The following is a 17,134-nucleotide window of genomic DNA, read 5'->3' as shown; positions in this document are numbered from 1 at the left end:
GCAGGCGCTCTCCCAGCTGAGCTATAGCCCCACAATGTCGCTTTGAACCGAAGCGCTGGCTGGGTGCCTGGCGTTTCGTTTTCGTTCATCGCTGTGGACGGGGCGCATATTAAGATCGGATTGCAAGGCTGTCAAACGAATTTTCGAAAATATTCAAAAAATTTTTCACAGATAACAATCACTTACCGCCCTGCCCTGCCCCTCTGCGAGGAGTGCGGCCAGTGGGAGCGGGCTTGTCCCGCGATGGCGGTCATGAATCCGACATCGCAATCGCGGGGCAAGCTCGCTCCCACATGGCCGGAAAAGCCTGGATCAGGCGATTTTCGCCAGCAGCTTTTCCCACTCCTTGTTTTCCTTCTTCGACACGCCGCCGAGCAGGTCGATGGCCTGGCGCAGACGGTAGCGGGTCAGGTCGGGGCCGAGGATTTCCATGGCGTCGAGCACCGACACCGAGCTGGCCTGGCCGGTGATGGCGGCGAACATCAGCGGCATGGCGTCGCGCAACTTGAGCTCCAGCGACTCGACCACGGCCTGGATGCAGGCGGTGATGCGATCCTTTTCCCACTGGCGCAGGCTTTCCAGCTTCCACAGGATCAGCTGCATCACCTGGCGCACCTGGTCGGCCGACAGTTTCTTGCTCTCGAACAGTTTGGCGTCGAGCTTCAGCGCGCCTTCGAAGAAGAAGCCACCCAGCGGGGCGACCTGGCTGAAGGTTTCGACCCGGCCCTGAACGTGCGGGGCGATCTTCATCATGTAGTCGCTGTTGAACGCCCACTTCTGCACGCGCGCGGCGAACTCTTCCACCGGCAGTTCACGCAGCCACTGGCCGTTGAGCCAGGACAGTTTCTCGATGTCGAAAATCGGCCCGCCCAGGGAGATGCGCGACAGGTCGAAGTGCTCGACCATCTCGGCCAGCGAGAACTTCTCGCGCTCGTCCGGCATCGACCAACCCATGCGGCCCAAGTAGTTGAGCATGGCTTCGGGCATGAAGCCCATGCGCTCGTAGAAGGTGACCGAGGTCGGGTTCTTGCGCTTGGACAGCTTGCTCTTGTCCGGGTTGCGCAGCAGCGGCATGTAGCACAGCTTGGGCTGCTCCCAGCCGAAGTACTCGTAAAGCTTGATCAGCTTGGGCGCCGATGGCAGCCACTCTTCACCACGCAACACATGGGTGATGCCCATCAGGTGGTCGTCGACCACGTTGGCCAGGAAGTACGTCGGCAGGCCGTCGTTCTTCATCAGCACCTGCATGTCCATGCGATCCCATGGAATCTCGACATCGCCACGCAGCATGTCCGGGACCACGCAAATGCCTTCGCTCGGCACCTTCATGCGGATCACGTGCGGCTCGCCAGCGGCCAGGCGGCGCTGCACTTCCTCGTCGCTCAGCAACAGGGCGCGGCCGTCATAGCGCGGGGTTTCGCCGCGGGCCATCTGCTCGGCACGCATCTGCTCCAGCTCTTCGGCGGTGCAGAAGCAATAGAAGGCGTGGCCGGCATCGACCAGCTCCTTGGCATACCTGGCGTAGATCTCCCCGCGCTCACTCTGACGATACGGGCCGTGCGGGCCGCCGACGTCCGGGCCTTCGTTCCATTCGATGCCGAGCCAGCGCAGTGCGTCGAAGATCTGCTGCTCCGACTCACGGGTGGAGCGCAACTGGTCGGTGTCTTCGATACGCAGGATGAACTCACCGCCGTGCTGCTTGGCGAAGCAGTAGTTGAACAGGGCGATGTAGGCGGTGCCGACATGGGGGTCGCCAGTGGGCGATGGCGCAATACGCGTGCGAACGGTGGTCATTGAGAGTCTCGAACGAAGAGAAACAAAGGCGCGATGTTAGCAGGGAGCAGGCATCGGGCTCCAGCAATGGCGCTATCGTCACTTGTGGCCTTGCCATCCAGAGCTGTTAAATTTGCTTACACTTTTCAACGAATACCCCCATGCCTAGCCCACTCAAACGTCGCTTGCTGGTCTTCATTACCCTGGTACTGCTGGTCGGCCTCGCCTTCCTGGCCCACTGGTACTTCAAGGGACGCTTCTACGAGAGTACCGACAACGCCTATGTGCAGGGCGAGATCACGCGTATCTCCAGCCAGTTGGGGGCGCGTATCGACGAGGTGCGCGTGGAGGACAATCAGCATGTGAGCAAAGGCGACGTGTTGGTGCGCCTGGAAGCCGCCGACTTCGAACTCGCCGTCGAGCGTGCCCGTGCCGCACTGGCCAGCCGCGAGGCCGAACTCGCGCAGGCGCGCAGCCGCCTGACCCAGCAAGGCAGCCTGATCGCCGCGGGCCAGGCCCAGGTGGCCGCCAACCAGGCCAACCTCGACCGCTCGCAACTTGACCTAAACCGCGCCCAGGCTCTGCGCAAACCTGGATTCGTCTCCGAAGAGCGGGTCACTACCCTGTCGGCCGAAAGCCATGTCGCCCGCTCCCAAGTGGACAAGGCCCAGGCTGACCTCAAGGGCCAACGCCAGCAGGTCGACGCCCTGGCCGCCGAGCTCAAGCGCCTCGACGCGCAGATCGCCAATGCCCACGCCGACCTGGCCCAGGCCGAGCTGAACCTGACCCGCTGCGCGATCCACGCGCCGATCAGCGGCACCATCGGCCAGCGCAACGCACGCAACGGCCAGGTGGTGCAGGCCGGCGCCTACCTGATGTCGATCGTCCCCGACGAGGACATCTGGGTACAGGCCAACTTCAAGGAAACCCAGATCGGCGGGATGCACCCCGGCCAACGCGCCGAGCTGGTATTCGACAGCTACCCCGACACCCCGATCGAAGGCCGGGTCGACAGCCTGTTCGCCGCCTCCGGCGCGCAGTTCAGCCTGCTGCCGCCGGACAACGCCACCGGCAACTTCACCAAGGTCGTGCAGCGCCTGCCGGTCAAGCTGACCGTCGCCGCGGACAACCCGCTGCACGGTCGCATCCGCCCAGGCATGTCGGTGACCGTCACCGTCGACCTGCGCGGCGAAGACGACGACCAGCATGGCCGGTGACGCGCTGTTACGCCCGACCGCCGAGCCGACCCGGCGCGACTGGATCGCGGTGATGAGCGTGATGCTCGGTGCCTTCATGGCGGTGCTGGACATCCAGATCACCAATTCCTCGCTCAAGGACATCCAGGGCGCGCTGTCGGCGACCCTGGAGGAAGGCTCGTGGATCTCCACCTCCTACCTGGTGGCCGAGATCATCATGATCCCGCTGACCGCCTGGCTGGTGCAGCTGCTTTCGGCCCGACGCCTGGCGGTTTGGGTATCGCTGGGCTTCCTGGTGTCGTCGCTGTTGTGCTCGATGGCCTGGAACCTGGAAAGCATGATTGTGTTCCGCGCCCTGCAGGGCTTTACCGGCGGCGCGCTGATCCCGCTGGCCTTCACCCTGACGCTCATCAAGCTACCGGAGCACCACCGCGCCAAGGGCATGGCCATGTTCGCCATGACCGCCACCTTCGCCCCATCCATCGGCCCGGCCCTGGGCGGCTGGCTGACCGAGAACTGGGGCTGGGAATACATCTTCTACATCAACATCCCGCCGGGGCTGCTGATGATCGCCGGGCTGCTCTATGGGCTGGAAAAGAAGGAAGCGCACTGGGAACTGCTCAAGAGCACCGACTACGCTGGTATCGCCACCCTCGGCCTGGGCCTGGGTTGCCTGCAGGTGTTTCTCGAGGAAGGCCATCGCAAGGACTGGCTGGAGTCGAGCCTGATCGTCAGCCTGGGCACCGTCGCCCTGCTCGCCCTTATCCTGTTCGTGATCCTCCAGTTCTCCCGGCCGCACCCGTTGATCAACCTGCGCATCCTCGGCAACCGCAACTTCGGCCTGTCGAGCATCGCCAGCCTGGGCATGGGCGTCGGCCTGTATGGCTCGATCTACCTGTTGCCGCTCTATCTGGCGCAGGTGCAGGGCTACAACGCGCTGCAGATCGGCAAAGTGATCATGTGGATGGGCATACCGCAGCTGTTCCTGATCCCTCTGGTACCGCAGCTGATGAAGGTGATCCCGCCCAAGGTGCTGTGCGCCCTGGGCTTCTGCCTGTTCGGCGCAGCCAGTTTCGGCTCCGGCGTGCTCAACCCGGACTTTGCCGGCCCGCAGTTCAACCAGATCCAGGTGATCCGGGCCCTCGGCCAGCCGATGATCATGGTGACCATCTCGCTGATTGCCACGGCTTACATCCAGCCGCAGGACGCGGGGTCGGCTTCGAGCCTGTTCAATATCCTGCGCAACCTGGGGGGTGCCATCGGCATAGCCCTGCTGGCAACGCTGCTGGATGCGAGGACCAAAGTGTATTTCGACTATTTGCGCGAGGCGGTGGTGCCGAGCAATCCGCAGGTGGCCGAACGCCTGGCGCAACTGGCTGAACGCCTGGGCAGCGACAACGCGGCACTGGGCAAGCTGTCGGAGATCACCCACCAGCAGGCCCTGATCATGGCCTACAACGATGCCTTCCATTTCGTCGGCATCGGCCTTGTGGTGAGCATGCTGGCGGTGCTGTTGACGCGCAAGCTGCCGCAGGGGTTGAAAGCTGGGGAAGCCCATTGACCCATTGGCAAGCCCGCTTCCACACCACATAACACTAACAGGCGGCAATCAGCTGGCGATCAGCCGCTCGCGCAACTGTCCGATCTCGTCGCGCAATTGCGCCGCCGCTTCGAACTCCAGGTCGCGGGCGAACTGGAACATCTTCTCTTCCAGTTGCTTGATGCGCTTGGTGATCTGCGCCGGGGTCTGCAGCTCGACCTCGTAACGCCCGGCCTCCTCCGCCGCCTTGGCCATGCCCTTGCGCTTCTTGCTGCGGGCTCCAGGCACGGTGGCGCCTTCGAGGATGTCGGTGATGTCCTTGACCACGCCCTTGGGCACGATGCCGTTGGCCTGGTTGAAAGCGACCTGCTTCTCGCGGCGCCGCTCGGTCTCATCGATGGCTCGCTGCATGGAGCCGGTGATGTTGTCGGCGTAGAGGATCGCCCTACCGTTGAGGTTACGTGCGGCACGGCCGATGGTCTGGATCAGCGAGCGTTCCGAACGCAGGAAGCCCTCCTTGTCGGCGTCAAGGATCGCGACCAGCGACACCTCGGGCATGTCCAGACCCTCGCGCAGCAGGTTGATCCCCACCAGCACGTCGAAAGTGCCGAGGCGCAGGTCGCGGATGATCTCGACCCGCTCGACGGTGTCGATGTCCGAGTGCAGGTAGCGCACCCGCACATCGTGATCGGCCAGGTAATCGGTGAGGTCCTCGGCCATGCGCTTGGTCAGCGTGGTGGCCAGCACGCGCTCGCCCAGGGCGACGCGCTTGCCGATCTCCGACAGCAAGTCGTCGACCTGGGTCAGTGCCGGACGCACCTCGACCTGCGGGTCGACCAGGCCGGTCGGCCGCACCACCTGCTCAACCACCCGCCCGGCATGCTCGGCCTCGTAGGGGCCAGGGGTGGCGGAGACGAAGATGGTCTGCGGGCTGACCGCCTCCCATTCATCGAAACGCATGGGACGGTTGTCGAGTGCCGACGGCAGGCGGAAGCCATACTCCACCAGGGTTTCCTTGCGTGAGCGGTCGCCCTTGTACATGGCGCCGACCTGCGGAACGCTGACGTGTGATTCGTCGATCACCAGCAGCGCGTCATCCGGGAGGTAATCGTAGAGCGTGGGCGGCGGCGCGCCGGCCGGGCGGCCGGAGAGGTAGCGCGAGTAGTTCTCGATGCCGTTGCAGTAGCCCAGTTCGAGGATCATCTCCAGGTCGAAACGGGTGCGCTGCTCCAGGCGCTGGGCCTCGACCAGCTTGTTGCTCGCGTGCAGGTACTCGAGGCGCTGCTTGAGCTCTTCCTTGATGCCGTCCACTGCCTCGACCAGGGTTTCCCGCGGGGTCACGTAGTGACTCTTGGGGTAGAAGGTGAAACGCGGCAGCTTGCGGATGACCTCGCCGGTAAGCGGGTCGAAAGCGGCGATGTTCTCCACTTCGTCGTCGAACAGCTCGATGCGGATGGCCTCGAGGTCTGATTCGGCCGGGAAGATGTCGATCACGTCGCCGCGCACGCGGAAGGTGGCGCGGGCGAAATCCATCTCGTTGCGGGTGTATTGCAGGTCGGCCAGGCGGCGCAACAGGGCGCGCTGGTCGAGCTTGTCGCCACGATCGACGTGCAGGACCATCTTCAGGTACGTCTCGGGGCTGCCCAGGCCGTAGATGCACGACACGGTGGTGACGATGATCGCGTCGCGTCGTTCCAGCAGCGCCTTGGTCGCCGACAGGCGCATCTGTTCGATATGGTCGTTGATCGAGGCGTCCTTCTCGATGAAGGTGTCCGACGACGGAACATAGGCTTCCGGCTGATAGTAGTCGTAATAGGAAACGAAATACTCGACGGCGTTGTTCGGGAAGAATGCCTTGAACTCGCCGTACAGCTGGGCGGCCAGGGTCTTGTTCGGCGCCAGCACCATGGTCGGGCGCTGCACCTGCTGGATGACGTTGGCGATGCTGAAGGTCTTGCCCGAGCCGGTCACCCCGAGCAGGGTCTGGTGCGAAAGGCCGGCGTCGATACCCTCGACCATCTGGCGGATGGCCTCGGGCTGATCGCCGGCCGGCTGGAAGCGGGTGACGAGCTGGAACTCGGACATGACGGACCTCGTGGATGTCGCGGCAACTGTAAATTTAGCCAGTAGTCTATACCCAAATGCGCCCCCCGGGCGCCAGATTCAAGTGCGACCCTCGCCCCTTCAAGGCAATGGACCGGGCAATTCGACCAATGGTCGAAAAATATTTGCGCAAACAGCCGGAAAAGCTGCGCCAGACTGTCGCAGTGACCGGTGGGTATCACTATACTGACTCCCCGTTTGCGCACCGCTTCAGTGCCTTCGGCTGGAGCGTGGCGACCCTATCACTCTCCTATCAGAGCCAAGGTAACAATGAGCCTGTTTTCCGCTGTCGAGCTGGCACCCCGCGACCCTATCCTGGGCCTCAACGAAGCATTCAACGCCGACCCACGCACCGACAAGGTGAACCTGGGCGTGGGCGTCTACTGCAATGAGGAAGGCCGCATCCCGCTGCTGCGCGCGGTGATCGCAGCCGAGACCGCCCGTGCCGCCCAGCACGCCTCCCGCGGCTACCTGCCGATCGACGGCATCGCCCAGTACGACCAGGCCGTGCAGAAGCTGATCTTCGGCGCCGAATCGCCGTTGCTGGCCGCAGGCCGCGTGGTCACCGTGCAGGCCGTCGGCGGTACCGGCGCGCTGAAGATCGGCGCCGATTTCCTCAAGCGCCTGCAGCCGGGCGCCGTAGTCGCCATCAGCGACCCGAGCTGGGAAAACCACCGTGCGCTGTTCGAGAGCGCCGGTTTCCCGGTACAGACCTACCGCTACTACGATGCCGCCAGCCAGGACGTCAACCGCGCCGGCATGCTCGAAGACCTGAACAGCCTGCCATCTGGTTCGGTCATCGTGCTGCACGCTTGCTGTCACAACCCGACCGGCGTCGACCTGTCGCTGGACGACTGGAAAAATGTGCTGGAAGTAGTCAAGGCAAAAGGCCACATCCCCTTCCTCGACATGGCCTACCAAGGCTTCGGTGCCGGCATCGACGAAGACGCCTTTGCCGTTCGCCTGTTCGCCGAGTCGGGCCTGGAGTTCTTCGTTTCCAGCTCGTTCTCCAAGTCGTTCTCGCTGTACGGCGAGCGTGTCGGCGCGCTGTCGATCGTCACCGCCTCGAAGGACGAGAGCACCCGCGTGCTGTCGCAGGTCAAGCGGGTTATCCGCACCACCTACTCCAACCCGCCGACCCACGGTGCCAGCATCGTCGCCGCGGTGCTCAACAGCCCCGAGCTGCGCCAGATGTGGGAAACCGAGCTGGCCGAGATGCGCGAGCGTATCCACGGCATGCGCAAGCAGATGGTCGAGCTGCTGGCCGAGTACGGCGCCAAGCGTGACTTCAGCTTCGTCGGCCGCCAGTGCGGCATGTTCTCCTACTCGGGCCTGACCGTTGAACAAGTGGCACGCCTGAAGAACGAGTTCGGCATCTACGCGCTGGACACAGGCCGCATCGCGGTCGCCGCGCTGAACCAGAGCAACATCCACGTGGTCACCAAGGCCATCGTAGAAGTGCTGTAACTGCTTGATTGTCTAGGGGAAGCTTGACTTCCCCGAGACACGCAGTAAGATACGCGCAGATTCCGCGATAGCTCAGTCGGTAGAGCAAATGACTGTTAATCATTGGGTCCCTGGTTCGAGTCCAGGTCGCGGAGCCAAACTCTGAAAACCTCCAGATGCGCATGCACTGGAGGTTTTTTATTACCTGCGATTCAGCGCTTGGGCAACGGCTCGGTCACCGGCTTGCCTTCTTCCACCAGGCTCCATACCAGCAGCTTGGCTGGGGCACTTTTACTGGCATTGCGCGAGACGCTGTGCACCGACCCGGAGCCTCGTACCAGAATTCGCCGGCCTTGTAGGTCTTCTCCGATTCGTCATTGAGCTTGGATGTCACCGCGCCTTCCAGCACATAGGCCATGACCGCACCCGGATGCCAGTGGCCGGGCGATGCCTCGCCAGGGGCATAGCTCACCGTGAGCATCACGGCTTTGTTGCCAGGGGAATTGGTGGGGAGCTGCTCCTGGAGGATCCTGACCTGATCGGGCTTTTCGCCATGGGCCCAGGCCAGCGATAGTGGGCGAGCAGGCCGAGCGTCAGCAGGGCCGCGGGGAAATGGACAGAACGCATGGGGCTTCTCCTGTAGGGATCTGCCTGCAGGTTAAGCCCGGCGTCACAAAGGGCAAACGGCCAATTCGCGGAAATAGCGGGAGGCCGATTGGCCGCCCGCCAGTGGCACTCAAATAAAAATCACACCCCGCAGATACAGCGCCCCCCGCCCACTGATGATCACTCGCCCATTGCCCGGCACATCACACTGCAACTGCCCCTTGCGCGCCCCACCCTGCTCACAGCGCAAGCTGTTTTTGCCCAGCCGTTCGGCCCAATAAGGCGCCAGGGAAGTGTGGGCCGACCCGGTCACCGGATCTTCATTGACCCCCACCCTGGGCCCGAACCATCGCGTGACGAAATCGAACCCCCGCCCCGCCGCCGTCACTGCAATCCCCCGCACATCGAATGACGACAACGCCACGAAATCCGGCTTGAGCCCTTCGATCAGCGAAGCATCGTCGATCACCAATACATAATCGTCCGTCCGATACAACGCCCGGGCCTCGCTCAACCCCAACGCCTCGAGCAACCCCGGCGCAATCTCGACGGCAACCGGCTGCTTGACCGGGAAATCCATTGCCAGCAGACCATCAGCGTTGCGGCTCACCCGCAATTCCCCGCTGCGGGTATTGAAGCGCAGCACCTCAGCCTGCTCCCCCAGTTGCTCGAATAGCACCCAGGCCGCGGCCAATGTCGCATGCCCACACAGGTCGACTTCCACCGCCGGGGTGAACCAGCGCAGATCGAACGCTTCGCCATTTCGTACGAAGTACGCCGTTTCGGACAGGTTGTTTTCCTCGGCGATGCGCTGCAGAACGTCGTCGGGCAGCCACTGTTGCAGGGGAATCACCGCCGCCGGGTTACCGCCGAATGGCACGGATGAAAAGGCATCGACCTGAAAAATCTCTAGTTGCATGCAAAGGCTCCTCAAGCCCGGCGCAGCACCGGGCGGACTCGAACAAGATTCAACCGCTAACCGGAACCGTATTGCCCAGCACCCTCAACGCAGCGGGCATCGCCGGCTAATCATCGAACCCATCCCGCTCGCACCTGGCAGATGATCGCTACTGCGCGAACGCCCTGCCCAAGCCGCCCGGCACGCCACTGCTGTCGGTTTCCTGCCAAGGCCCACTGGGGCTCAGCGACCAGCTCCAGCCGTTGTTCCAGCGGTAGTAGGTGCGCTGGCGGTAGAACGTATTGGGTTGCTTCTCCAGTACATAGACCCCAAGCTTCGGATCCCAATGGCTGGCGCCACCGGGCGGCGGCGCGAAGCTTGCGGAGGTGCGCGGCATGGGCTTGGGAATCGCCGCCGGCTTGCTCGGCTGGGTGCCGGGCTGCCCGCCTGGCAATGGCTTGACCACAGGCCCCTGGTGCGGTGGCGGCGTGGTCTCGATCGGTGGCAGCGGTTCACGCTCCCCCGGCTGGTGCACCGTACACGCGGAAAGACCCAGGGCCAGGGTGATCAGGGTCAGGCGGACGGTGCTGTTCATGACGGTTGCTCTCTTACGAATCGGGGCTGTCGATGGTCAGGTGCTGGGTGGCCTGGGTGGTGGTGGCCAGTGGCGCACTCTGGCCCTTCCACTCGCCGCGAGTCGGCACGCCGGCGCGCGAGACTCGGGCAACCAGTTGGACTTCGGTGAAGTCCGACAGTTTCATCTGCGGCATCATCGCGTCGGCATCCGACAGCTCCACTTCGATCGGCAACTGCGCCACCGTCACCCGCTTGGCCGCCAGCGGCATGGGCGGGCCATTGCTGGCACGGGCGAAGATGAACACGGTGTCATCCGGGCGCACCTTGTCCTTGAGCGCCGCGCCCAGCTCGACCCGTACTTTCAGGCGCGCGGCCTCGGCGACCTTGCCGCCCCCGGCCTTGAGCTTGTCGGCGGCACGATCGATGCCACCCTGCAGCGCGGCACGAGAGGCATCACCCTCCGGCAATTGCGCCAACAGGCGCTGCCAGAAGTCGATGGCTTCCTGGAAGCGTTCGCCCTCGAACGCAGCGATGCCACGCAGGCCAAGGCTGGTGACTTCTCGTGGATCGGCTTTCAGTGCTTCATCGGTGAGCGCCTGCAGTTGCGCCGACCATTGTTTGTCGGCGGCGAAGTACAGCGCCTGGGCCCATTGCCCGAGCAGCTCGGGTTGGCGCCCGGCAAGGGCCACGGCACGCTCGAAGGCCTTGGCCGCATCAGCCGGCCGCTGCTCGGCCATGTATGCCCGGCCAAGGAAGTACAGGCCCTCGGCCGAGTCCGGCTGGGCCTGCACCGCGCGCTCCAGGCGTGTGGTCATTTCGCTCATCGACTGCGGCGCGCTGGCGAACTCCTGGGTCAACTCGACCTTGTCGGCTGCGCCGAAGTGCAGGTAGAGCCCCAGAGCCATCACCGGTACCAGCACCGCCGCCAGCAACGGAATGGCCTTGCCCAGGCGGCCCTGGCGCACCGCATCGTCGCGTTCGGTGTCAGCCAGCAGCTCGCGGGCGGCTTCGTCACGCCCCGTGGCCAATTGCCGGTCGTCAAGCACCCCGGCCGCCTGCTGGGCGGACAGTTCGGCGACGCGCTCCTCGTAGAGCGCCACATTGAGGGCGGTACGGTCTTGTTCGGCCTGCTGACGGCGGTGGCCACGCAGGATCGGCAGCAGCAGGAAAGCCAGGGCGGCGAGCAACAACAGGCCCGCGCTAAGCCAGAATTCAGTCATGGGTATGTTCTTTATCCAGCAGTTTGGCCAGACGCTCGCGTTCGTCGGCGGACAGTTCGGTGTTGCCGGCCACAGCCTGCCCGCGGCGACGGCGGACGATCACCGCCAACACCACGAAACCACCGGCCAGGAGAATCCCCGGGCCGAACCAGAGCAGCCAGGTGCGCCCGCTCAGCGCCGGTTTGTAGCGCACGAAGTCACCGTAGCGATCGACCATGAAATCGACGATCTGCTGGTTGTTCTTGCCTTCACCCAGCATGCGGAAGATCTCGCGGCGCAGGTCGGCGGCGATCGGTGCGTTGGAATCAGCGATGTCCTGGTTCTGGCACTTGGGGCAGCGCAGTTCCTTGGTCAGTTGCTGGTAGCGCTCGCGCTCGGCTTCGTCGCGGAACTGGTAGGTGTCGATGGCGGCCTTGGCCACCCCGGCCAGGCTCAGGCCAAGCACGGCAGCAGTAAGCCAGCGCTTCATGGCCTGGCCTCGTCGACCAGGCCCTGGTACAGCGGCGCCAACTGCTCGCGCCACACCGTGGCATCGACCACGCCGACATGCTTGTAGCGGATGATGCCCTTGGCGTCGATCAGGAAGGTTTCCGGCGCGCCATACACGCCCAGGTCCAGGCCCAGCGTGCCTTGCTGGTCGGCGATGTTCAGCTGGTAAGGGTTGTGGAACTCGGCCAGCCACTTCAGCGCGGCGGCGTTGTCGTCCTTGTAGTTGACCCCGTGGATTACCACGCCCTGCTCGGCCAGCTGGTTCAGGTAGGGGTGCTCGACCTTGCAGGACGGGCACCAGGTGCCCCACACGTTGACCAGCGCCGGGCGCCCGAGCAGGTCGGCCTGGGTCAGGGTGCGGTCATCCTGCACCGACGCCAGGGAGAACGCCGGGAATGGTTTGCCGATCATCGCCGAAGGCAGTTCGTCGGGCTTGAGGAACAACCCCTTGTAGAGAAAGACCGCCACCAGCAGGAACACCGCCAGGGGCACCACCATGATCCAACGCTTCATGCAGTTGCTCCAGACACGCCCAGGGCCTCACGCACCCGGGTCTTGACCTTGACGCTGTAGCGCCGGTCGAAGGCCGCCAGCAAGCCGCCCAGGCCGGTCAGCAGACCGCCCAGCCAGATCCAGCGGACATAGGGTTTGATATGCACCCGCACCGCCCAGGCGCCGTTTTCCAGCGGCTCGCCCAAGGCGACATACAGGTCGCGGGTGAAACCGGCATCGATGCCGGCCTCGGTCATCATCGACTGCTGCACGGTGTACAGGCGCTTTTCCGGGTGCAGCACGGACACTTCGCGGCCATTGCGCGAAACGCGAATAGTGCCCTTGTCAGAGATGAAGTTCGGGCCTTCGAAGTGCTTGGCGCCCTCGAACAGGAAGTGGTAACCGCCCAGCTCGACGCTCTCACCCGGTGCCATGCGCAGGTCGCGCTCGGCGCTGTTGTTGCTCGACAGCACCACGCCCAGGGCGCAGACCACCAGCCCGAGGTGCGCCAGGTGCATGCCCCAATAGCTGCGGTTAAGGCCACCCAGGCCTTTGACCAGGCCCTTGTGACGGGTCTTGTCGAGGATATCGCGCACGCCAGCGAGCACCACCCATGCGGCCAGGGCGAACACGCTGAGGGCCGGCCAGTCGAAGTCATCGACGATCAACCCCGCGATCGGCGCCAGCACCGCGCTACCGATCAGCACCGGGGTCAGCATGCCGGCCAGCCACTTGCCGGGGGTGTCCTTCCAGCGCACCACCACACCGATACCCAGCACCACCATCAGCAGCGCCATCAGCGGCAGGAACAAGGCGTCGAAGTACGGCGGGCCGACCGACAACTTGGCCCCGGTCAGGGCGTCGAGCACCAGCGGGTACAGCGTGCCGAGCAGGATCATCGACGCCGCCACCACCAACACCAGGTTGTTGGCCAGCAGCAGCGTTTCACGGGACCATAAGGCAAAGCCCACCTGGCTCTTGACCACCGGGGCACGCAGGGCGAAGAGGGTCAGCGAGCCGCCGACCACGAACAGCAGGAAGAACAGGATGAAGATGCCGCGCGAAGGATCGGCGGCGAACGCGTGGACCGAGGTCAGTACACCGGAACGCACCAGGAATGTACCCAGCAGACTCAGGGAGAAGGCGGCGATGGCCAGCAGCACGGTCCAGCTCTTGAACACCCCGCGCTTTTCGGTGACCGCCAGCGAGTGGATCAGCGCCGTGCCCACCAGCCAGGGCATGAACGAGGCGTTCTCGACCGGGTCCCAGAACCACCAGCCGCCCCAGCCCAGTTCGTAGTAGGCCCACCACGAGCCGAGGGTGATACCGACGCCGAGGAAGGCCCAGGCGACGATGGTCCAGGGCCGCGACCAGCGCGCCCAGGCGGCGTCCAGACGCCCGCCGAGCAAGGCGGCGATGGCGAAGGCGAACGCCACCGAGAAGCCCACGTAGCCCATGTACAGCATCGGCGGGTGGACGATCAGGCCGAAGTCCTGCAGCAACGGGTTGAGGTCGCGACCGTCGCCCGGCACCTGCGGCAGCAGGCGCTGGAACGGGTTGGAAGTGATGATCAGGAAGCTCAGGAAGCCCACGCTGATCATGCCCATGACCGCCAGTACCCGGGCCAGCATCACCTGGGGCAACTGGCGCGAGAAGATCGACACGGCGAAGGTCCAGCCGCCGAGGATCAACGCCCACAGCAGCAGTGAGCCTTCGTGCGCGCCCCAGACGGCACTGAACTTGTAGTACCAGGGCAAGGCGCTGTTGGAGTTGCTGGCCACATAGGCGACCGAGAAGTTGTCGGTCATGAAGGCGTGGGTGAGGCAGGCAAAGGCGAAGGCCAGGAAGGCGAACTGCCCCCAGGCCGCCGGCCGCGCCAGGCCCATCCACAGGCTGTCGCCGCGCCAGGCGCCGAGCAGCGGCACGCTGGCCTGCACGGCGGCGAAGCAGATGGCCAGGATCATCGCCAACTGGCCGAGCTCGGGGATCACCAGGGTCGCGTTCATGGCTTGGCCCCCGCATCGCTGGCGGCCTGGCCGCTTTCCTTCAGTGCCTTGGTGACTTCCGGCGGCATGTATTTCTCATCGTGCTTGGCCAATACCTCATCGGCCACCACCACGCCGTCGGCATTGAGCTTGCCGAGGGCGACAATGCCCTGCCCTTCGCGGAACAGGTCGGGGAGGATGCCGCGGTAGGTGATCGGTACCGACTTGCTGTAGTCGGTGACCACGAAGCGCACGTCGAGCGAATCGGCCGAGCGCTGCACCGAGCCTTTCTCGACCATGCCACCGGCGCGGATGCGGGTGTCCAGGGGCGCCTCGCCGTTGGCGATCTGCGTCGGGGTGTAGAACAGGTTGATGTTCTGCTGCAGCGCACTCAGGGCAAAGCCCACGGCGACGCCGACGCCGGCCAGCAAGCCTAGGATGATGAACAGGCGTTTCTTACGCTGCGGATTCACGGTTTGTTCTCCCGGCGCAGACGGCGCGCCTCTTCTTGCAGGTAACGACGGCGGGCCAACAGGGGCGCGGCGACATTCAACGCCAGCACCGCCAGGCAGATGCCATAGGCCGACCAGACGTACAGGCCATGGTGGCCCATGGCCAGAAAATCAGTGAAGGAGGCAAAGCTCATCGTGCCGCCTCCCGGCCAAGCTGGCTCAGCACTTCATCCTTGACCCAACTGGCCCGTGCCTCGCGCTTGAGCACTTCCAGACGCATGCGCAGCAAGAGCACGGCTCCGAAGAAGCAATAGAAGCCCAACGCGGTGATCAGCAACGGCGCCCACATTTCCACCGGCATTGCCGGCTTTTCGGTGAGCGTGAAGGTGGCGCCCTGGTGCAGGGTATTCCACCACTCCACCGAATATTTGATGATCGGGATGTTGATCACGCCGACGATCGCCAGCACTGCGCAGGCCTTGGCAGCGCTGTCGCGATTGCTGATGGCCTGACCCAGGGCAATGATGCCGAAGTACAGGAACAGCAGGATAAGCATGGACGTCAGACGCGCATCCCAGACCCACCAACTGCCCCAGGTGGGCTTGCCCCAGATTGCCCCGGTGACCAGGGCCACCGCGGTCATCCAGGCACCAATGGGCGCCGCGCACTGCAGCGCGACATCGGCCAGTTTCATCTTCCACACCAGCCCCACCACGCCTGCCACGGCGAGCATCACATAGCACGACTGCGCCAGCATGGCGGTCGGCACATGGATATAGATGATGCGGAAGCTGTTGCCCTGCTGGTAGTCCTGGGGGGCGAAGGCCAGGCCCCAGGTGATGCCGACCAGCAACAGCACGATGGCGCAAACGGTCAGCCACGGCAGCATGCGGCCGCTGATGGCATAGAACCATTTGGGGGAACCCAGCTTGTGGAACCACGTCCAGCTTATTTTCATCAGGGTACATCCAGGGTGTTGGCCGGGCTGCAATGCCCGGCACTCGTTATTCGCCGACGCTGATCTTCAGGCCGGCCGCGATCGCAAAGGGTGCCAATGTCACCGCCAGGGCCGTCAGGCTGGCGAGCCAGAGCAGATGACCGGTGGCGGGCATATTCTGCAACGCCGCCTGCAACGCACCACTGCCCAGGATCAATACAGGGATATACAACGGCAGAATCAACAATGCCAGCAGCAGGCCGCCGCGCTTGAGACCGACCGTCAGCGCCGCCCCAACCGCGCCCAGCAGGCTCAAGACCGGGGTGCCCAGCAACAAGGAGGCGAGCAGCACCGGCAGGCAACTGGGCGGCAGCCCCAGCATCAGCGCCAGCAGCGGTGCCAACAATACCAGCGCCAACCCGGAAAAGATCCAGTGCGCCAGCACCTTGGCCAGTACCAGCATGGCCAACGGATGCGGCGAAAGCACCCACTGCTCGAGCGAGCCGTCCTCGAAATCACTGCGAAACAACCCGTCGAGCGACAACAATACCGCCAGCAAGGCCGCTACCCAGACCAGTCCTGGCGACAAGGTTTGCAACAATTGTGTCTCTGGCCCTACCGCCAGCGGGAACAGGGCAACGACAATGGCGAAGAACACCAGCGGGTTGGCCAGCTCCGCCGGGCGGCGGAACAACAGCCGCGCCTCGCGGCGCAACAGCAGAAGGAATACGCTCATGCCGCCCATTGCCCCAGGTTCAGCTCGCGATAGCCGGATGGCTTGCGCTCGAGCGTATGGTGGGTGGTCAGCACCACGGTACCACCCTGCTCGCAGTGCGCCGCCAGGTGCGCTTCCAGTTGGGCCACGCCCTGCTTGTCAAGAGCGGTGAAAGGTTCGTCGAGGATCCACAGCGGCGGGCTGTCCAGGTACAGCCGGGCCAGGGCCACGCGGCGCTGCTGGCCAGCGGACAGGGTATGGCAGGGCACGTCCTCGAAACCGCGCAGGCCGACAGCCTCCAGCGCCTTCCAGATCGCCTCGCGGTTGGCCGGGCGGTGCAATGCGCAGAGCCAGGCAAGGTTCTCTTCGGCGGTGAGCAGGTCCTTGATCCCGGCGGCATGGCCGATCCACAGCAGGATGCTGGCCAGGGCATGGCGTTGTTCGGCCAACGGCTGCCCCCCCAGCAGGATCTGCCCGGCGGTGGGCTGCATCAGCCCGGCCAGCAGGCGCAGCAAGCTGGTCTTGCCGCTACCGTTGGGGCCGGCGATCTGCAGCATGTCGCCGGGGTGCAGCTCGAAGTGCAGGTGCTCGAACAGCAGCCGCCAGTCGCGCTCGCAGGCCACGCCCGCAGCTTGGAGGTGAAGGGTCACGGTATCGCCTTATGCAGTCTGTGTCTCAAGTCGCTCCAACCCCTGCCGTTATACTG

At 64.4% G+C, this 17,134-nt stretch carries 16 protein-coding genes, 1 tRNA gene and 1 pseudogene; 4 read left to right on the top strand and 14 right to left on the bottom strand.

Translation table 11 applies throughout. From position 1 onward, the window contains the following. Window positions 1–312 precede the first annotated feature (312 nt). A complete protein-coding gene (gltX, locus tag BMY03_RS24280) occupies window positions 313–1,794 on the bottom strand; it encodes a glutamate--tRNA ligase (RefSeq protein ID WP_094012468.1) in 1,482 nt (493 codons plus the stop codon). A gap of 140 nt (window positions 1,795–1,934) precedes the next feature. Between gltX and BMY03_RS24275 the strand changes: the two genes are divergently transcribed. Further along, window positions 1,935–2,990: an HlyD family secretion protein gene (locus BMY03_RS24275; protein WP_094012467.1), complete on the top strand. Its 1,056-nt coding sequence runs from the start codon at window positions 1,935–1,937 to the stop codon at window positions 2,988–2,990. Then, complete coding sequence (locus BMY03_RS24270; protein ID WP_094012466.1) at window positions 2,980–4,530, top strand: MDR family MFS transporter; 1,551 nt, start codon at window positions 2,980–2,982, stop codon at window positions 4,528–4,530. Before BMY03_RS24275 ends, BMY03_RS24270 begins: the two co-directional genes overlap by 11 nt. 48 nt (window positions 4,531–4,578) lie before the next feature. Here BMY03_RS24270 and uvrB read toward each other — a convergent pair whose 3' ends face one another. Continuing rightward, complete coding sequence (uvrB, locus tag BMY03_RS24265; RefSeq protein WP_038706544.1) at window positions 4,579–6,594, bottom strand: excinuclease ABC subunit UvrB; 2,016 nt, start codon at window positions 6,592–6,594, stop codon at window positions 4,579–4,581. A 288-nt stretch (window positions 6,595–6,882) separates the two neighbouring features. On the opposite strand from uvrB, the gene BMY03_RS24260 reads away from it, so the two are divergent. Both BMY03_RS24260 and BMY03_RS24255 read left to right on the top strand, forming a co-directional pair. Further along, window positions 6,883–8,079, top strand: a complete 1,197-nt coding sequence (locus tag BMY03_RS24260; RefSeq protein ID WP_094012465.1) for an amino acid aminotransferase — start codon at window positions 6,883–6,885, stop codon at window positions 8,077–8,079. Between the two features lie 61 nt (window positions 8,080–8,140). Further along, window positions 8,141–8,216: transfer RNA gene (locus BMY03_RS24255), tRNA-Asn, on the top strand. Window positions 8,217–8,270: 54 nt separating this feature from the next. Here BMY03_RS24255 and BMY03_RS24250 read toward each other — a convergent pair. The 12 genes and pseudogenes from BMY03_RS24250 to ccmA all read right to left on the bottom strand — a co-directional run bounded on the left by BMY03_RS24250 (window position 8,271) and on the right by ccmA (window position 17,078). Beyond that, window positions 8,271–8,626: pseudogene (locus BMY03_RS24250) on the bottom strand (cupin domain-containing protein). Between the two features lie 168 nt (window positions 8,627–8,794). After that, on the bottom strand, window positions 8,795–9,583 hold the full coding sequence (locus BMY03_RS24245; RefSeq protein ID WP_094012464.1) for a PhzF family phenazine biosynthesis protein: 789 nt from the start codon (window positions 9,581–9,583) through the stop codon (window positions 8,795–8,797). 148 nt (window positions 9,584–9,731) lie between these two features. After that, complete coding sequence (locus BMY03_RS24240; RefSeq protein WP_038706546.1) at window positions 9,732–10,157, bottom strand: hypothetical protein; 426 nt, start codon at window positions 10,155–10,157, stop codon at window positions 9,732–9,734. Between the two features lie 13 nt (window positions 10,158–10,170). Continuing rightward, a complete protein-coding gene (gene ccmI / locus BMY03_RS24235) occupies window positions 10,171–11,358 on the bottom strand; it encodes a c-type cytochrome biogenesis protein CcmI (RefSeq protein WP_038706547.1) in 1,188 nt (395 codons plus the stop codon). Further along, complete coding sequence (locus BMY03_RS24230; protein WP_023632294.1) at window positions 11,351–11,827, bottom strand: cytochrome c-type biogenesis protein; 477 nt, start codon at window positions 11,825–11,827, stop codon at window positions 11,351–11,353. Before BMY03_RS24230 ends, ccmI begins: the two co-directional genes overlap by 8 nt. Next, window positions 11,824–12,360 (bottom strand): DsbE family thiol:disulfide interchange protein, encoded by a 537-nt coding sequence (locus tag BMY03_RS24225; RefSeq protein ID WP_023632293.1) that lies wholly within the window; start codon window positions 12,358–12,360, stop codon window positions 11,824–11,826. The genes BMY03_RS24230 and BMY03_RS24225 overlap by 4 nt, the downstream gene beginning before the upstream one ends. Continuing rightward, complete coding sequence (locus BMY03_RS24220) at window positions 12,357–14,330, bottom strand: heme lyase CcmF/NrfE family subunit (protein WP_177182951.1); 1,974 nt, start codon at window positions 14,328–14,330, stop codon at window positions 12,357–12,359. Before BMY03_RS24220 ends, BMY03_RS24225 begins: the two co-directional genes overlap by 4 nt. 11 nt (window positions 14,331–14,341) lie before the next feature. Next, entirely contained in the window at window positions 14,342–14,797 is a 456-nt protein-coding gene (ccmE, locus tag BMY03_RS24215) for a cytochrome c maturation protein CcmE (protein ID WP_023632021.1), read from the bottom strand. Next, window positions 14,794–14,970, bottom strand: coding sequence for a heme exporter protein CcmD (ccmD, locus tag BMY03_RS24210; protein WP_023632020.1), 177 nt, complete (start codon window positions 14,968–14,970; stop codon window positions 14,794–14,796). Before ccmD ends, ccmE begins: the two co-directional genes overlap by 4 nt. Further along, window positions 14,967–15,734 (bottom strand): heme ABC transporter permease, encoded by a 768-nt coding sequence (locus tag BMY03_RS24205; protein ID WP_023632019.1) that lies wholly within the window; start codon window positions 15,732–15,734, stop codon window positions 14,967–14,969. Before BMY03_RS24205 ends, ccmD begins: the two co-directional genes overlap by 4 nt. A 46-nt stretch (window positions 15,735–15,780) precedes the next feature. Next, window positions 15,781–16,449, bottom strand: a complete 669-nt coding sequence (gene ccmB / locus BMY03_RS24200) for a heme exporter protein CcmB (protein WP_031315999.1) — start codon at window positions 16,447–16,449, stop codon at window positions 15,781–15,783. Further along, window positions 16,446–17,078, bottom strand: a complete 633-nt coding sequence (gene ccmA, locus BMY03_RS24195) for a cytochrome c biogenesis heme-transporting ATPase CcmA (protein WP_094012462.1) — start codon at window positions 17,076–17,078, stop codon at window positions 16,446–16,448. Before ccmA ends, ccmB begins: the two co-directional genes overlap by 4 nt. Window positions 17,079–17,134: the final 56 nt, after the last annotated feature.

The organism is Pseudomonas soli (assembly GCF_900110655.1).
In the GTDB taxonomy this organism is placed as follows: Bacteria; Pseudomonadota; Gammaproteobacteria; order Pseudomonadales; family Pseudomonadaceae; genus Aquipseudomonas; species Aquipseudomonas soli.
The sequence above is the reverse complement of the archived record's forward strand: the minus strand, read 5'-3'. Positions and strand labels throughout refer to the sequence as shown.

Excerpts from the sequence above, each read along its gene's own strand:
- gltX (WP_094012468.1), bottom strand. The coding sequence starts at position 1,794 with ATGACCACCGTTCGCACGCGTATTGCGCCATCGCCCACTGGCGACCCC.
- BMY03_RS24275 (WP_094012467.1), top strand. The coding sequence starts at position 1,935 with ATGCCTAGCCCACTCAAACGTCGCTTGCTGGTCTTCATTACCCTGGTA.
- BMY03_RS24270 (WP_094012466.1), top strand. The coding sequence starts at position 2,980 with ATGGCCGGTGACGCGCTGTTACGCCCGACCGCCGAGCCGACCCGGCGC.
- uvrB (WP_038706544.1), bottom strand. The coding sequence starts at position 6,594 with ATGTCCGAGTTCCAGCTCGTCACCCGCTTCCAGCCGGCCGGCGATCAG.
- BMY03_RS24260 (WP_094012465.1), top strand. The coding sequence starts at position 6,883 with ATGAGCCTGTTTTCCGCTGTCGAGCTGGCACCCCGCGACCCTATCCTG.
- BMY03_RS24245 (WP_094012464.1), bottom strand. The coding sequence starts at position 9,583 with ATGCAACTAGAGATTTTTCAGGTCGATGCCTTTTCATCCGTGCCATTC.
- BMY03_RS24240 (WP_038706546.1), bottom strand. The coding sequence starts at position 10,157 with ATGAACAGCACCGTCCGCCTGACCCTGATCACCCTGGCCCTGGGTCTT.
- ccmI (WP_038706547.1), bottom strand. The coding sequence starts at position 11,358 with ATGACTGAATTCTGGCTTAGCGCGGGCCTGTTGTTGCTCGCCGCCCTG.
- BMY03_RS24230 (WP_023632294.1), bottom strand. The coding sequence starts at position 11,827 with ATGAAGCGCTGGCTTACTGCTGCCGTGCTTGGCCTGAGCCTGGCCGGG.
- BMY03_RS24225 (WP_023632293.1), bottom strand. The coding sequence starts at position 12,360 with ATGAAGCGTTGGATCATGGTGGTGCCCCTGGCGGTGTTCCTGCTGGTG.
- ccmD (WP_023632020.1), bottom strand. The coding sequence starts at position 14,970 with ATGAGCTTTGCCTCCTTCACTGATTTTCTGGCCATGGGCCACCATGGC.
- BMY03_RS24205 (WP_023632019.1), bottom strand. The coding sequence starts at position 15,734 with ATGAAAATAAGCTGGACGTGGTTCCACAAGCTGGGTTCCCCCAAATGG.
- ccmB (WP_031315999.1), bottom strand. The coding sequence starts at position 16,449 with ATGAGCGTATTCCTTCTGCTGTTGCGCCGCGAGGCGCGGCTGTTGTTC.